At 43.2% G+C, this 15,367-nt stretch carries 13 protein-coding genes; 10 read left to right on the top strand and 3 right to left on the bottom strand.

What is annotated here, in order from left to right; translation table 11 throughout:
* Positions 1–5 precede the first annotated feature (5 nt).
* Positions 6–719, bottom strand: a complete 714-nt coding sequence (locus M3P07_RS16405; protein WP_249971011.1) for a FadR/GntR family transcriptional regulator — start codon at positions 717–719, stop codon at positions 6–8.
* A 141-nt stretch (positions 720–860) separates the two neighbouring features.
* Here M3P07_RS16405 and M3P07_RS16400 point away from each other — a divergent pair, with 141 nt between their 5' ends.
* The 10 genes from M3P07_RS16400 (at position 861) to M3P07_RS16355 (ending at position 13,645) form a co-directional block, all read left to right on the top strand.
* Positions 861–1,949, top strand: coding sequence for a sialidase family protein (locus M3P07_RS16400; protein WP_249971010.1), 1,089 nt, complete (start codon positions 861–863; stop codon positions 1,947–1,949).
* Positions 1,950–2,072: 123 nt separating this feature from the next.
* Positions 2,073–2,822: a DeoR/GlpR family DNA-binding transcription regulator gene (locus M3P07_RS16395; RefSeq protein WP_249971009.1), complete on the top strand. Its 750-nt coding sequence runs from the start codon at positions 2,073–2,075 to the stop codon at positions 2,820–2,822.
* Positions 2,823–2,976: 154 nt separating this feature from the next.
* Positions 2,977–3,963, top strand: a complete 987-nt coding sequence (locus tag M3P07_RS16390) for an ROK family protein (protein WP_249971008.1) — start codon at positions 2,977–2,979, stop codon at positions 3,961–3,963.
* Positions 3,953–5,128 (top strand): MFS transporter, encoded by a 1,176-nt coding sequence (locus M3P07_RS16385; protein ID WP_249971007.1) that lies wholly within the window; start codon positions 3,953–3,955, stop codon positions 5,126–5,128. Before M3P07_RS16390 ends, M3P07_RS16385 begins: the two co-directional genes overlap by 11 nt.
* A gap of 3 nt (positions 5,129–5,131) precedes the next feature.
* Positions 5,132–5,893, top strand: coding sequence for a sugar isomerase domain-containing protein (locus tag M3P07_RS16380; protein ID WP_249971006.1), 762 nt, complete (start codon positions 5,132–5,134; stop codon positions 5,891–5,893).
* Positions 5,894–5,905: 12 nt separating this feature from the next.
* Positions 5,906–6,577, top strand: coding sequence for a ChbG/HpnK family deacetylase (locus M3P07_RS16375; protein WP_249971005.1), 672 nt, complete (start codon positions 5,906–5,908; stop codon positions 6,575–6,577).
* Between the two features lie 24 nt (positions 6,578–6,601).
* Complete coding sequence (locus tag M3P07_RS16370; RefSeq protein ID WP_249971004.1) at positions 6,602–9,109, top strand: bifunctional glycoside hydrolase family 9 protein/polysaccharide deacetylase; 2,508 nt, start codon at positions 6,602–6,604, stop codon at positions 9,107–9,109.
* An 81-nt stretch (positions 9,110–9,190) separates the two neighbouring features.
* Positions 9,191–10,351, top strand: coding sequence for a sialidase family protein (locus M3P07_RS16365; protein ID WP_249971003.1), 1,161 nt, complete (start codon positions 9,191–9,193; stop codon positions 10,349–10,351).
* Positions 10,352–10,507: 156 nt separating this feature from the next.
* A complete protein-coding gene (locus M3P07_RS16360) occupies positions 10,508–13,189 on the top strand; it encodes a sodium:solute symporter family protein (protein WP_249971002.1) in 2,682 nt (893 codons plus the stop codon).
* A gap of 96 nt (positions 13,190–13,285) precedes the next feature.
* Positions 13,286–13,645 (top strand): GTPase, encoded by a 360-nt coding sequence (locus tag M3P07_RS16355; RefSeq protein WP_249971001.1) that lies wholly within the window; start codon positions 13,286–13,288, stop codon positions 13,643–13,645.
* An 8-nt stretch (positions 13,646–13,653) separates the two neighbouring features.
* Here the strand turns inward: M3P07_RS16355 and yihA are convergent, their stop codons facing one another.
* Entirely contained in the window at positions 13,654–14,262 is a 609-nt protein-coding gene (gene yihA, locus M3P07_RS16350; protein ID WP_249971000.1) for a ribosome biogenesis GTP-binding protein YihA/YsxC, read from the bottom strand.
* A 299-nt stretch (positions 14,263–14,561) separates the two neighbouring features.
* Positions 14,562–15,326 (bottom strand): alpha/beta fold hydrolase, encoded by a 765-nt coding sequence (locus tag M3P07_RS16345; RefSeq protein WP_249970999.1) that lies wholly within the window; start codon positions 15,324–15,326, stop codon positions 14,562–14,564.
* Positions 15,327–15,367 lie beyond the last annotated feature (41 nt).

Genomic DNA, 15,367 nt, shown 5'->3' with positions numbered 1-15,367 from the left:
AGGGTCTATGCTTCCAAAATTTGCTCAAAATGTGGCTCCAAATGCTTTCGCATGGCTTCCCTAAACGCATCAGGAGTACCCTTGTCCAAAATGTTCAATAAATCGCGATGCGTCACAAACTTTCCAGACGAATACTTGAAGTTTTTGGCTTCAGGCAACTTATTGTCATGTACAAATTGAAACACGGGTAACAACAAATCTTGAAAACGTTGCAAGGTGGAATTGTTGGACATTTGATACAACTTGCCATGGAAGGTAATCTCATTTTCCAAGCTGAAAAAGTTGGTATTCTTCTCCTCTTTTTCCTGTTTACTTACAATTTTGTCCAAGATTTTGAGGTCTTGTTCCGTTTTTCTCGCGAACAGTAGGTCGGCCATTCCCATTTCAAGAATTAGGCGTAGCTCAAAAATATCTTTCAAAGTTTGATCGCCCAATAAATTGAAATCAATGGCCTTTTCAAAATTTCGAATGATATCGGGTTGGGTAAGCACCATGCCCCTATGTTTTTTGGATTCGATGATTCCAATGGTCCTTAACCGCAGTAGGGCCTCACGAACAGATGTTCTGCTAACCCCCATGGCCTGGGCAAATTCTAGTTCTTTGGGTATGGAGTCACCTATTTTAAGATTGTTCTCTTTAAAGTATTCCTTTAGGCGTAATTCCACTTTATCCACTAAGGACAAGTTTTCAATGGGCGCTATTTTGGTTAGTTTTTTCATCTGTCAAATAAAAGTTCCAATAAATATCATGAGCAAAAATATAATTTTTATTTTTGCATTATGTAGGACATAATTAATATTGCAATGGTAATAAAAAACTTGGTAATTCTTTCAATCGGAATGGTTCTTATTTCCTCATGTATGGAATCAAACAAATCAAACTCTAAAAAAACAGCATCCTCAAAAAGCAAGATGGTGGAAGAGGTTAGTTTCAAGAACCTATTTGATGCTACCCAAAATGATGAAATTTCATGCTATCGGATACCGGCATTGGTAACGGCTCCAAACAACGACCTGGTGGTGGCCATTGATGAGCGGGTACCTTCTTGTGGAGACCTAAAATGGAGCAAGGATATCAACATTGTTGTTCGAAGAAGTTCCGATAATGGCAAGACTTGGTCACCCACTACAACTATTATTGACTATCCATTAGGCCAGTCCGCCTCAGACCCTTCAATGATAGTAGATAGGGAGACCAATGAAATTTTTATGTTCTACAATTACATGGACCTGGATAAGGAAAAAGACGTGTATTACCTACATGTGATAAAAAGTTCGGACAATGGGTTAACCTGGAGTCAACCAGAAGATATTACCACCCAAATTGCCAAACCGGATTGGAAAAACGATTTCAAGTTCATTACCTCAGGTCGAGGTATACAAACCAGTACCGGAAAATTGGTGCATTGCATGGTGAATTTGGATAGTGGCATGCATGTTTTTGGAAGTGATGACCACGGGAAATCATGGTTTTTAATCAATACCCCCATCCAACCGGCCAACGAGTCCAAAATTGTTGAATTGGATAATGGGTCCTGGATGATCAACGCCAGGGTCAATGGAGGTGGATTGCGCTATGTGCACACTTCCAATGATGAAGGCAAGACATGGCAATCCAAACCAGACTCCACCCTAATTGACCCTGGTTGTAATGCCAGCATTATCAGATATACGTCCAAAAAAGATGGTTTTAAGCGCAACCGCTTACTGTTTTCCAATGCCAAATCCGAAAAAGGGCGCACCAATATGACCGTTCGGGTGAGTTATGACGAAGGAAAAACTTGGACCGAGGGAAAAACTATCTATGAAGGAAGTTCCGCTTATTCCACGTTAACCGTTTTGGAAAATGGCGAAATTGGACTTGTCTTTGAAAAAGACGAACATTCCCAGAACGTGTTTACAAGTTTTTCGCTTGACTGGCTGACCGACGGCAAGGACAAACTTTATTAGGCTAATTTGAAGGCTATGGACCTCCCTTTATATTGCAGTAAATCCTACTGTCATCCAGGAATTTTGGGATTGCCAATAACATATTCGCGCTAATTTGTAAATTGGAACACCATAAATTCCCAAATGCAGAAAGACAAAAGGCAGGACTCTATTCTAGAAAAACTCCAGTTGGGAGGAAAAGTTTCTACCCAACAGTTAGCGGATGAATTATTGGTATCCGAGGATACCATTCGAAGGGACCTGAATGAAATGGCCCAAAAGGGATTGCTTGCCAAGGTTCATGGAGGTGCAGTATCCTCAATCCAAAAACTCTACTACTATAACGACAATGTCGTCAAAAACCAGCAAGAGAAGAACTTGATTGCCAAAAAGGCCATTCCCTTAATAAAGGATGGAATGACTATGATTATTAGTGACGGCACCACCAATCTTGCTTTTGCCAGGGCCATTCCAAAGGATTTAAGGGCCACGGTTTTTACCTACTGCCTGCCCATTGCCATGGAACTCACCGATCATCCACTGATTGAAATTATTCTGTTGGGTGGAAAAATCCATAAAAAATCAATGGTGGCTGTTGGCGCGGATGTGGTTGAGAGGTGTTCCAACCTTCATGTTGACATGTGTTTTTTAGGCACTGGGAGCATTGGCCATGAGGAAGGAATTACCGAGGGCTCCTACGATGTTTCGCTTATTAAGAGGGCCGTGGTTTCAGCTTCGGACAAGGTGATATCCTTGACTACTTCAGGAAAATTGGGTTTAAAACAAGCTTTTACCATATGTAAGCCAAAGCAAATCGATGTTTTGGTCACGGAACTTAATCCAAAAGACACCAAATTATCCCCATATAAGGATCTAGGTATCCATTTGATCTGATTGTTCTTGTCGCCACGGGTATAACTGCGCAACAGGTAAACCCTTTGTCGCGTTAAGACGTCTTGATTAAAATTGCATGAAACCTGCATGCATTGTATAAAATAATGCCTTTTTAATTCATTTATAGTTATTTTTAGTTCGAACTACTGCAAAAATGAAACAAAATTTCGCCGTAATTGGTATTGATATTGGTGGAACCAAGGTCTCCGCAGCCCTTTTTGAGTTTGGGGGCTCCATTTTAAAGCAGGAGATTGAACCAGTGGGCCAAAAAAAAGGGAAACAGCTGATTGGTAAAATTGCCGAAATGGCCTTGTCCCTTATCAGCATTGCGAGAGATAACAATTATGAGGTAAATGCAATAGGAGCTTGCGTTCCTGGGATTTACAATCCTTCAAAAAAAACGGTTTGGGCACCCAACATTCCCGAATGGGACCAGATTCCACTTTGGGATGAGCTTACCGAGCTCATTGAAGATCCCTCCATCCATTTGATTATTGAAAGTGATAGGTCTTGCTATATTCTTGGTGAAGTTTGGCAAGGTTGTGCAAAGGGCTGTTCTGATGCTATTTTTCTTGCTGTTGGGACGGGAATCGGGGCTGGAATCTTATCTAAAAATGTGATAATAAGTGGTGCAAGCGGGGTTGGAGGTGCCATTGGCTGGTTGGGCATGGAACCCCCATTTTCGGAGCATTATCAATCCTGTGGCAATTTTGAATTTTACGCCTCTGGGAATGGACTTGTCCGGTCCGCTATAGAAGTAATGGACAAACCCGTTGGGAAGGGAAGTTCCCTTAGGGAAATAACCCGCTCGCAACTTACCGCACAAGATATATTTAAGGCTTATGAGAACCAAGACCGCGTGGCCATTGAGGTCATAAACAAAGCTATTTTGTACTGGGGAATGGCGGTTGCCAATTTGGTAAGCATTTTTAATCCAGAGAAGGTGATATTTGGCGGAGGGGTGTTTGGTCCGGCGATACAATTCTTTGATCAGATTCTGGAGGAAGCCAAAAAATGGGCGCAACCCATATCCATGCAGGAAATGTCCCTGGAGGCCTCCAATTTAGGTGGCAATGCTGGACTTTTTGGTGCGGCCTACCTGGCGATTCAAGAAATAACCAAAACCACAAATGGAAGTTAAAGGATATAACAAAGGATTGGTGTTCGCGGCAGCCTGTATTGGGATGTTACTGTTCGGCATTGTTATGATTTCTCTCGGCTCCATTCTCCCGGAGGTGACGGACAAGTTCAAATTGAATGATGCAAAAACAGGATTATTGTTGACTTTGTTACCCTCTGGTATTTTGGCGGGATCCTTGGTGTTTGGACCCTTGGTTGATTGGCTTTCCTATAAAAGAATCTTGATCACCGGAAGTCTGCTGACATTTGTTGGACTAGAGGGTATCGTGTTTTCCAATGCGGCTACCTTGTTGCATCTTTCGGTTTTTGCCATTGGTATGGGCGGAGGTATTCTGAATGGACTTACGAATGCCTTGGTTTCTGAAATCAGCGAAACCAACCATGCGGCAAACCTTAGCCTTTTGGGCGTGTTTTTTGGAGTGGGTGCCTTGGGAACACCGGTTCTTTTAGGGTTATTAAAGGATGTTTACCCCTTCGAGGTCGTTTTTGGCAGTATTGGGGTTTTTGTATTGCTCGCCACTGTTTTCTTTACGGTCATTGCATTTCCAAAATCTGCCCAAGCCATGGGATTCCCTCTTAAAGATGGCCTGGCCATGCTTAAAGACACAACCTTATTGCTGTTTGGTTTGCTACTTTTTTTTCAGAGTGGGATTGAAGGGTTGACCAATAACTGGACCACCACCTATTTGGAAAAGATCAAGGAAGTGGAGTCGTCCCAAGCACTGTTTATATTATCCTCCTTCGTGGCCGGAATAACCTTGGCAAGATTAATGTTGGGCAAATTTCTTCGCGTATTTGACCCCTTTAAGGTCACCGCCATAGGTTTGGTAGGTGCACTGCTTGGTTGCATCATTGTGCTTTATGGTTCCACAGAAATCTCACTGATAACAGGGATGTCCATAATTGGCTTTGGCATAGCAGCAGTATTCCCTGTTATTCTTGGATATATTGGGCAGTTGTACACAAAATTGGCAGGAACTGCCTTTAGCATCGCCATTACCATTGCCTTGTTGGGCAATGTGTTGGCCAACTACTTTATGGGGCAAGTATCGCAACATTACGGGGTAAAAGTGCTCCCCTATTTTATGACCGCATTTATAGTGGCAGTTCTGCTACTACTTTTTACTGTCAAGAATAGATATCATTTAAAAACCAATAAAATTTAAAACATGCTGGCAAAACAATGGCTGAACAACGCAAGGAGCGTGATGGACAAAATAGAGGCCACACAAATGGAAAATATAACCAAGGCTGCTACCCTTATGGCAGATTCCATTGAAAAGGGTAGATGGGTACACACCTTTGGTTGTGGCCATGCTACACTTCCCATAGAAGAAATGTATCCTAGAATTGGCGGGTTCGTCGGATTCCATCCCATAGTGGAGTTACCTCTTACCTTTTTCACCAACATTACAGGGCAGATGGGCGTGGACCAATTTATATTTTTGGAGCGGGTGGAAGGCTACGGTCGTGAAATTATGAAAAGCCATAATTTTGATACCAGGGATACCATGTGGTTATTCTCCCATACCGGGGTAAATGAGGTGAACATCGACATTGCTTTAGAAGCCAAGGATAAGGGGATGAAGGTCGTAGTATTTGGTTCGGCGGCCGAAGCCAAAGGCAAGACTACTAAACACTCTTGCGGCAAAACCTTGTTTGAATTGGCAGACTTGGTTGTGGACACCTGCGCTCCCTCCGAAGATGCCTCGGTACCCTTAAAAAACCATATCGACAAAGTTGGTCCCGTCTCTACCATGGCTTTTGTAACCGCTGTGTGGATGACGGTGACCACGGTGGCTGAAATTCTGGCTGATCGTGGGGTGCAACTTCATATTCATCCGTCTCATAATGTTCCTGGGGATTCAACTTCCAAACAACGCCTGGCGGATGCACTTGGGGAATATAAACGAAGACTTACTACATCATAAACTCCGGATAGCATGGCCAAATTGATTATCAATGCTGATGATTTTGGATTGAGCAAAAAGTTCAATCAGACCATAATCAAACTTCTTGAAGAACGTAAAATTACTTCAACTACAGTAATGGTCGACCGGATAAGTGATTATCAAGAGGTACAAGTACAGCACTTAAAATATCTCATGCGAGATTCAGAGATAAGTGTCGGACTCCATGTAGAGTTTACGTATGATAGGCACTTGGAGCAGGTAAAAAACCAGTTTGAAAAGTTTAGCCGGATTTTTGACCAAACTCCTTCACATCTGGATATTCATAAGGAGCATTTGCACACCAATTATCATGAGGTAGTAGCAGGGTTTTGCAAAGAACAGCAGCTGCCATTCAGAAACCATGGAACTGTTTATGATGGAGTGTCTACAACCTGTAAGAAGTACTTTTTTGGTACTTTGGATTCCTTTAACCCCATAGATGCTTGGCTTAGGGACCTGGAGCCAGCGCAATACTCCGAATTGGTATTTCATCCAGGAACATACGACCCTGTTTGCCCTTCCAGTTTAAACAAGGAACGGGAACGTGATATCGAACATATTCAGAGGATATTTGAAAATATGGAGACGTATCAGATAAACCCAGTGAGCTTTAATCAATTAGTTCAAAACAACTTGAAACCAAGAAATTGTTCCCAAGGATAATTCAACAATAAAATGGATGGAACCATGAAGAATATTTTGAGTGTCGCAATTGCGGTTTTTGCGTTGATTTCCTGTAGTTCGGAAAAGGAAAATGCCGTAATCAGGACCAACCTGTTGGGGTACCAGCCCCAAGCAAAAAAAGTAGCGGTTTTTGGGTCGTTTGGAACTAAAGAAGTTACCGAATTTACCGTTCATGACCAATCCACTGGCGAAGCGGTTTTTCATACAGATAAAGTAAAGTCCAAGGGAGCGTACGGACCTTTCAAATCTTCTTTCCGTCTAAACTTTAGCGACTTGCAAACCCCGGGTTCCTATTATATCATGGCCAACGGGGTGAAATCCAAGGTCTTTCGCATAAATGCAGATGTTTATGACCGGACTGCCGATTTTCTTCTGGAATACATGCGGCAACAGCGCTGTGGGTACAATCCCTATCTTGCCGATTCGTGCCATTTGGATGACGGATTTATCCTCTACCATCCTACCAAGACCGGGGAACGTTTGGATGTAACCGGTGGTTGGCACGATGCTACGGATTATCTCCAATATACCGCGACATCTGCCAATGCGGTATATCAACTTTTATTCGCCTATCAACAAAACCCAGGAGCATTCGAAGATACATACGGGGCTAATGGTTTACCCGGACCTAATGGCATTCCAGATGTCATTGATGAGGCGAAATGGGGTATGGATTGGTTAAAGAAAATGAATCCATCATCGACTGAATTTTACAACCAGATTGCAGACGACAGGGATCATTCCGGTTATCGTCTTCCCAATAAGGACACGGTGGTATATGACCCCAATCAAAAAGGTAGGCCGGTTTATCTTGCTTCTGCTGAAAGACAGGGCCTTAAAAAGTACCAAAACAGGTCCACGGGTGTAGCCAATACAGCGGGAAAATACGCCTCCGCTTTTGCGCTAGGTTCGGTTGTTCTCAAGGATTTCTTTCCCGAAGCATATACGGGGGATTTACCCGCACGGGCCAAGGCGGCATATGAATATGGCAAGCAAAATCCAGGGGTTAGCCAAACAGCTCCTTGTAAGGCTCCCTATTTTTATGAGGAAGAAAATTGGGTGGACGATATGGAACTTGCTGCAGGTACCTTGTACAAACTTACCCAAGAAGATGGATTCAAAAAAGACGCTTTGTTCTATGCCTCCGAAGAAAAGACAACCCCTTGGATTGGACGTGATACTGTGAGGCACTACCAGTATTACCCCTTTTTGAATGTGGGGCATTATCAAATAGCAGATGCCATAAAGGATGAAGCTAATGGTGAAACGGTCGCGGATTATTATCGGCAGGGATTGGAAAAATTGCATGAAAGGGGCAAGGACAATCCATTCTTTATGGGAGTCCCCTTTGTTTGGTGCTCCAATAATTTTGTTACGGCCGCAGTAACACAAAGTAGGTTGTACCACAAGTTGACCGGAGATGATACGTACCTGGAAATGGAGGCCGCCCTCCGCGATTGGCTCTTTGGAACCAATCCATGGGGAACCAGTATGATCGTAGGGCTACCAGAACATGCGGATTATCCAATCGCGCCCCACTCTTCACTAACAGTATTGGAAGGATATCCAACCAACGGCGGTCTCGTGGATGGCCCTGTTTATGGTTCTATTTTCAACAGTTTAATTGGGCTTGAGCTAATTGAGCCTGATGAATATGCGGAGTTTCAGTCGGATTTGGTCGTGTACCACGACGATGTGGGAGATTATTCCACAAATGAACCTACCATGGATGGAACGGCAAGTCTCGTCTATTACCTTTCCACTTTGGAACATGAAAGCTTGTCCAAAGGGCGTAAAAAGAGATTCTTGGAATACGATAACACAGGGGCTATAATCCGTGGTGATACGACGGAGAAGCAAATCAACCTTATGTTTTCCGCGGATGAATTTGGGGATGGCGCAGATGTGATTCTTGAGGTGTTGGAAAAACACGGAGTCAAGGCTTCCTTCTTTTTTACAGGGAATTTCTATCGAAACAGTGATTTTAATGCTTTCATTTCTGAAGCCAAGGCTCGGGGGCATTACCTAGGGGCGCATTCAGATAAACACCTGCTCTACAACGATTGGGGTGAGGATAAAAAAAGATTGGTGAGTCAGGAAGAATTCCAATCGGATTTGGCGGCCAATTATGCAGTAATGGAAAAGTTTGGTATAAAAAAAGAAGAGGCGCCTTATTTTTTACCCCCTTATGAATGGAATGACGAAGTAATTACGCAATGGGCAGACCTAATGGGTGTAACCATGATCAATTATACCCCAGGAACCTTGTCACATGCGGATTACACCATCCCGGAAATGGAAATCTATCGGGATAGTGATGTTATATTAAAGTCCATTTCGTCTTTTGAGGAACAGCAAGGATTAAATGGGTTTATGTTGCTTTCCCATTTGGGAACCCATCCTGATCGTACGGATAAATTCTATGACCGAATGGATGGTCTGATCTCCAGTTTAAAGGGTAAGGGTTATCAGTTGGTACCACTGCCCCAACTTTTGGGTCTTCAGCAGTAAATCCTTGCCCCAGTTCGCGAGTGGATTTGTAAAACAGACCTTTGTATTTTTATGGGCAAGATAACTGTCCAAGAGAAACGAATGAAAAAGCCAATATCCTTCCCGATAATTTTAATGATTTCCGTCTTTTTAATCTGTTGTAAACCGTACAGCTCAAATAAATCGAACGAGAAATCCCAGGAACCCCAAAAGGCAGAAGCGGTGATGGATACCCTGTTTAAAAAAGGGGACAAGGGCTACAACTGTTTTCGGATTCCAGCCGTAGTGCCTGGCAAAAATGGGAGTATACTTGCCTTTGCGGAAGCAAGAAAAAATAGCTGTTCAGATACTGGGGACATTGATTTGGTGATGCGAAAATCCGACGATAACGGAAAATCATGGGGACCGATAAGCGTTATCTGGGACGATGGCAACAATGTATGCGGTAATCCGGCGCCTGTACTGGATGAAACCACCGGGAATATTCATTTGTTGCTTACCAGGAATTTGGGGGAAGATCACGAATCCGAAATCATCGCTGGAACAAGCAAGGGGACCAGAGAAGTTTTTCATATGGTTTCGGAGGACAATGGGGAAACTTGGAGCAACCCAAAAAACATTACCAAAGCTGTTAAGCTACCCGACTGGACCTGGTATGCAACGGGTCCTGTACATGGTATTCAAAAAAAGAAGGAACCCAACAAGGGAAGATTATTGGTTGCCTGTGATCATATACGGGCCGAATCCAGGAAAATGTATTCCCATTCCATATATTCCGACGATCACGGGATGACCTGGCAGTTGGGAGGCATATCACCAAACGATCAGGTAAATGAGTGTGCCGTTGCAGAACTCAAAAATGGAGACCTCGTCTTAAATATGAGAAATTATGCCCGTGACAGTATTAAGGGAAGACAAGTGGCGTATAGCGATGATGGGGGTGCCACATGGAAAAACCAACATATTATGGCAGAACTACCCGAACCGGTTTGCCAGGGCGCGCTTTTGGATATAGAAAGGGGCGAAGAACATATCTTGCTGTTCAGCAATCCTTCCGATAGCATTTCAAGAGTAAACATGACAGTTTCATTGAGCAGGGATGGGGGTAGGTCTTGGAATGAAAGAATTCCAATATTTGAGGGAGCCGCTGCCTATTCAGATTTAGCCCAATTGTCCAACAATGAAATTCTGGTGGTATTCGAAGCTGGATTGGAGAATCCGTATGAAGGAATATTCACAAAAAGATTTAAGGTGCCAAACTGATAGGGCTTCAATACAAGAGTCCCTTGCGTTCCGAATAGTTTTTTTCCAAATGAGCGGCCTATATATAATTGAATTCAATTCACTGAGTCAAATATTAATATGTATAACATAATACATTCAATATTTTTCAATTATATTAGCTTCAAAATTCACCAAATGAGATATGTAACTACAGTTTTATTGCTCGTTATATCAGTCCTAAATGGATTTACTCAGGAGGATGATAGCATTTTGGATTGGTCCAACGAAGCCTATATCCCAAACAAAGTTGGTCTTAATGGGGCTTTCACCGGAATCCATAACAATGCCTTGATTATTGCCGGGGGCACTAATTTTCCCGAAGAAGCTGTTTGGGAAGGTGGAGAAAAAAGATGGTATAAATCCATTTATGTGTTGGTGGACAACGGCAATGGAAAACAATGGATAGATCAGACTGTTGAACTACCGTTTCCGATGGCCAATGGGGTCTCCATCAGTACAGCTCAAGGAGTGTATTGTTTTGGGGGTGACAATGCAGGGGAAGTGTTCAATGCTGTTTTTCAACTGCGTTGGAATTCCGTATTGCAGCAAGTTGTGGTGAACGAATTACCATCCATGCCCGTGCCCTTGGCTGGAATGGGCGGGGCAGTGGTAGGCGACAACTTGTACCTGGTCGGTGGGCAAAGCACAAAGGGAGGTCCTTCCTCACAAACGTTTTTATCGTTCAACCTATCACCTTCTTTGGGAAGAGCAGTTCACACTTGGAAGGAGTTGGACGAGTTTCCGGGAATAGCTCGAATACAACCGGTGGTTATCGGACAAAGTAATGGGCACCAAGATTGTCTTTACGTCTTTAGCGGATTGGAGATAAATCCATCCAAATCACCCGAAATAGCCATGCTGGACGATGTGTATCAGTTTGACCCACATCAAGAAAAGTGGACGCAAAAAGAAAGGATTCCCAGCAATGGGACACCCGGAATCCAAGGCGGATATTTGGCCGCAGCGCCGGCCATAAAAAAAGGCGACTCACATATTTTGATTTTTGGGGGAGCGGGTGGCGCACAACAACATTTGGCCAAACGCTTGGATATCTCACGCCAAATTCGAGAACTGGAATCCACCACGGACCGTAATGATTCCATCAATCTTCGATTAAGCACTTTAAAAAACCGGGCAAGAGAATTATTGAGAACAACTGCCTTTTCAACATCCGTTTGGGCTTATCACACTATAACAGATACTTGGACCCAACGCGGGAATCTCCCACAAACTAAAGTCGTGACAAATGCTTTGGACTGGAATGGAGCTATTGTAATTCCTGGAGGGGAAGTAAGCCCCGGAGTGCGTACCAATGAAATTATGGTGGGGGCATTCAGGCCCTATCAGGCCAGTTTTGGAACTGCAAATTACATCACGTTGGTAACCTATTTGGTATTGATGATCTTAATGGGATGGTATTTTTCCCGGAGAAATAAAACAACCGACGACTACTTTTTGGGTGGCGGTAGAATTCCATGGTGGGCGGCAGGCCTAAGTATCTATGCCACCATGTTGAGTGCCATCACTTACCTATCCCAACCTGCACTCGCCTATGCTTTTGACTGGCAGACCTACTTGGGATATTTTGCCATTTTGCTTATGGTACCGGTTGTAGTTGCCTTCTACCTGCCATTTTATAGGAAGCTCAAGGTTACAACGGCCTACGAATATCTGGAAAAGCGTTTCAACATCGTTATTAGAATGTTTGGTAGTGTCTCCTTTGTGCTGTTTCAACTGGTGCGGATGGGGATTGTGGTGTATCTGCCGGCACTGGCGCTGTCCACTGTGGTTGGAATGGATATATATTTAGCGATCGTAATTATGGGCATATTGGCCATTGTGTATACCTATTTGGGGGGAATGGAGGCTGTGATTTGGACTGATGTGATTCAGGTAATTGTGCTTATTTTGGGATTGGTCGCTGGCTTGATTTTTATTGCATTGGAGATTGGGGATGTCGGGTACATCTTTGAGACAGCAATTGCCGACGGCAAGATGAAATTGTTCGATTTTAGACTAAGTTTTACCGAAGTGGTGACTTGGTCATTGTTTTTGGGCTCTTTTGCACTCAATTTTGCACCTTATACCACAGACCAAGCCGTAGTGCAGCGCTACATGACCACTGCGGATGAAAAAGAGGCCAGGAAAAGTATTTGGCTCAATGGTATCATGGCCATTCCAGCTGGGATACTGATTTTTTGTATGGGAACTTTTCTGTACGTCTACTTCAAGGAACATCCTGAGTTTTTGTCCATAGGCATGCAAAACGATAGTATTTTTCCGCTTTTTATCACCAAACACCTACCCCCGGGAGTCGCTGGACTAGTGATTGCAGGCATTTATTCCGCCTCCATGTCGAGTTTGGATAGTAGCATGCATAGTGTATCCACCGTGGTCACTGTTGATTTTTACAAGCGATTTTCCAAAAAATACTCGGAGGTCAAAGGTTTGAATTTGGCAAAATGGGTTACAGTTTTTGTGGGCACCCTGGGAACGGCAATTGCCTGCTTAATGGCAGCGTTCCCGGTTAAATCCCTGTTTTTCTTTTTTCAAGAAGTGGTGGGCTTATTGGGAAGCGCTATCGCGGGAATCTTTATCCTTGGGATTTTCATTAAAAAGGCCAACTGGAAAGGTACCTTGGCCGGAGCCCTTTTGAGTGTGGCCGTCCTCGCTTTTGTAAAATATAATACATCCATCAACTTTTATATTTATCCCTTGATCGCAATCCCTACCTGCGTAATCGGGGGCGTGCTATTCAGTGCCCTCTTTCCTGTAAAGCAAGGGAATGTGGATGAGTTTGTTTACTCAAGAAAGTAAATGGTCGTAAGTTGCATAGCCTTAATCTGATAAGCTATACCCATATGTGCAAACATGGGTGTAAGGAGTGTAGATCGCTTAAGACGAAACAAATCAATGAAAACGAGCCCGACCCATCTGTTGTTTGTGTACAATGCCGATTCAGGTATCCGCAATGCAATCTTGGATAGTATGCACAAGGTGCTAAGCCCTTCCACCTATCAGTGTAGTCTATGTGATATTACTTTTGGAAAAGTTTCCGAAAACAAGGTTTGGAATAAATTCAGGAGGGAGCGCGGTTTGGAGATGGAATTCCTCCATAGGGATGAATTTATCCAACAGTATGGCCCACAGTTTAATTTCCCTTCCGTTTATACAAGGCAAGATGAAAGTTTGGATATATTGATATCATCCGAAGAACTCAACAGGCTTAACAACGCAGAGGAGCTTATTGGATTAATTCAGGAGCGAATCTAAATGCCATTTTAGGAGGCAAAAAACTCTTGGTTGATGTTGTCTATATAACCCAACAGTGATTCACGCCCCATGTGCTTTGAAGAGGAGGTGACAAAGTGGGGAGGGGTTTCTTCCCAGGCACCTTCCAAAAGTTTGTTGAGATAGGTCTTGACATAATTGTCAATCGCCCCTGGTTTCAGCTTATCCGCCTTGGTGAACACAAGGGAAAAAGGAATCCCGTTGGTTCCCAACCATTCCATGAATTCAACATCTACAGGCTGGGGTTCATGTCGAATATCCACAAGAACAAAACCGCATACCAACTGTTTGCGTTTTAGAAAATACTCCGTAATGTACTTTTGAAAAGTCTTTTTGTCCTTTTTGGAAACGCGGGCATAGCCGTATCCGGGCAAATCAACCAAAAACCAATTTTTGTTGATTTTAAAATGATTAATGAGCTGGGTTTTACCGGGCCGGCCAGAAGTCTTTGCCAAATGCTTGCGGTCCATTAGCATATTGATCAAGGAGGACTTTCCCACATTGGAACGACCAATAAAGGCATATTCCGGCAAGGGCTCGTTCGGACATTTGGCCACATTGGAATTGCTCATTACAAACTCGGCGGAGGTAATTTTCATTTCAAGATTTAAAAATCAAGGGCAAAGATACAAGACTGGTGGGGAATAGGACTTAAGGAGATATAAAGGCAAGGGTTGGGTAGATTTTAGCTATGCATACTTTAAGCAAATTCCAAATTCCAAATTCCAAATTCCAATAACCAATAACCAATAACCAATAACCAATAACCAATAACCAATAACCAATAACCAATAACCAATAACCAATAACCAATTTCCAATGATCAATTAACAATTACCAAGAATTGAAAACGGTATGCCGTAAACTAAAAGCTGTAAACTGTTAACTAAAATAGCCCCTAGAAGTCCCTTTTTTGCAACCAAGCCTCTAAGATGGTATTGAATTCATCCGGATGTTCCATCATAGGAGCATGACCACACTTTTCTATCCAGAACAAATCGGAATCTGGAAGAAGTTCATGGAATTCCTTGGCCACATTAGGTGGGGTAACGGAGTCGTCTTCGCCCCAAATAATGCAAGTAGGGGTATTCATGTGGGGTAGGTCTTTGGACATGTTATGGCGAATAGCACTTTTGGCAATGGCCAAGGTCTTTACCAGTTTCATGCGGTCGTTGACCGTTGCAAATACTTCATCCACAATTTCCTTGGTAGCAACGGCTGGATCATAAAAAACGTCCTGTGCCTTCTTTTTTATGAATTCGTAATCGCCGCGTTTCGGGTATCCGTCTCCCATGGCACTCTCGTAAAGCCCAGAGCTACCTGTAATTACTAAGGCCTTTACCATTTCAGGAAACAATTTGGTATGCAGTAGTCCAATGTGCCCGCCCAAGGAGTTGCCTAAAAGGATAACATCTTTAAGCCCTTTAAACTCTATGAATTCCTCCAAGAACTTGGCAAAGTTTTTCACGGTGGTCTTCAGCATGGGCATATCGTAGATGGGAAGTTCGGGAATCAGCACTTGGTATCCCTTGGAGGGGAAGTACTCAGAAACCCCTTGGAAGTTGCTCAATCCACCCATCAAGCCATGCAAGATGATCATTGGGGTGCCTTCGCCTATTTCAATATACCTGAATTTACCTTCCTTAATGATTTGGTCTTCCATCTATAGTCCGTTGGTCCTTGGTAGGCAAATATAGACAATTC

This window comes from Flagellimonas myxillae, assembly GCF_023502235.1.
In the GTDB taxonomy this organism is placed as follows: Bacteria; Bacteroidota; Bacteroidia; order Flavobacteriales; family Flavobacteriaceae; genus Flagellimonas; species Flagellimonas myxillae.
The sequence above is the reverse complement of the archived record's forward strand: the minus strand, read 5'-3'. Positions and strand labels throughout refer to the sequence as shown.

Excerpts from the sequence above, each read along its gene's own strand:
- M3P07_RS16345 (WP_249970999.1), bottom strand. The coding sequence starts at position 15,326 with ATGGAAGACCAAATCATTAAGGAAGGTAAATTCAGGTATATTGAAATA.
- M3P07_RS16395 (WP_249971009.1), top strand. The coding sequence starts at position 2,073 with ATGCAGAAAGACAAAAGGCAGGACTCTATTCTAGAAAAACTCCAGTTG.
- M3P07_RS16360 (WP_249971002.1), top strand. The coding sequence starts at position 10,508 with ATGAGATATGTAACTACAGTTTTATTGCTCGTTATATCAGTCCTAAAT.
- M3P07_RS16405 (WP_249971011.1), bottom strand. The coding sequence starts at position 719 with ATGAAAAAACTAACCAAAATAGCGCCCATTGAAAACTTGTCCTTAGTG.
- M3P07_RS16380 (WP_249971006.1), top strand. The coding sequence starts at position 5,132 with ATGCTGGCAAAACAATGGCTGAACAACGCAAGGAGCGTGATGGACAAA.
- M3P07_RS16375 (WP_249971005.1), top strand. The coding sequence starts at position 5,906 with ATGGCCAAATTGATTATCAATGCTGATGATTTTGGATTGAGCAAAAAG.
- yihA (WP_249971000.1), bottom strand. The coding sequence starts at position 14,262 with ATGAAAATTACCTCCGCCGAGTTTGTAATGAGCAATTCCAATGTGGCC.
- M3P07_RS16390 (WP_249971008.1), top strand. The coding sequence starts at position 2,977 with ATGAAACAAAATTTCGCCGTAATTGGTATTGATATTGGTGGAACCAAG.
- M3P07_RS16385 (WP_249971007.1), top strand. The coding sequence starts at position 3,953 with ATGGAAGTTAAAGGATATAACAAAGGATTGGTGTTCGCGGCAGCCTGT.
- M3P07_RS16400 (WP_249971010.1), top strand. The coding sequence starts at position 861 with ATGGAATCAAACAAATCAAACTCTAAAAAAACAGCATCCTCAAAAAGC.
- M3P07_RS16370 (WP_249971004.1), top strand. The coding sequence starts at position 6,602 with ATGAAGAATATTTTGAGTGTCGCAATTGCGGTTTTTGCGTTGATTTCC.
- M3P07_RS16355 (WP_249971001.1), top strand. The coding sequence starts at position 13,286 with ATGAAAACGAGCCCGACCCATCTGTTGTTTGTGTACAATGCCGATTCA.
- M3P07_RS16365 (WP_249971003.1), top strand. The coding sequence starts at position 9,191 with ATGAAAAAGCCAATATCCTTCCCGATAATTTTAATGATTTCCGTCTTT.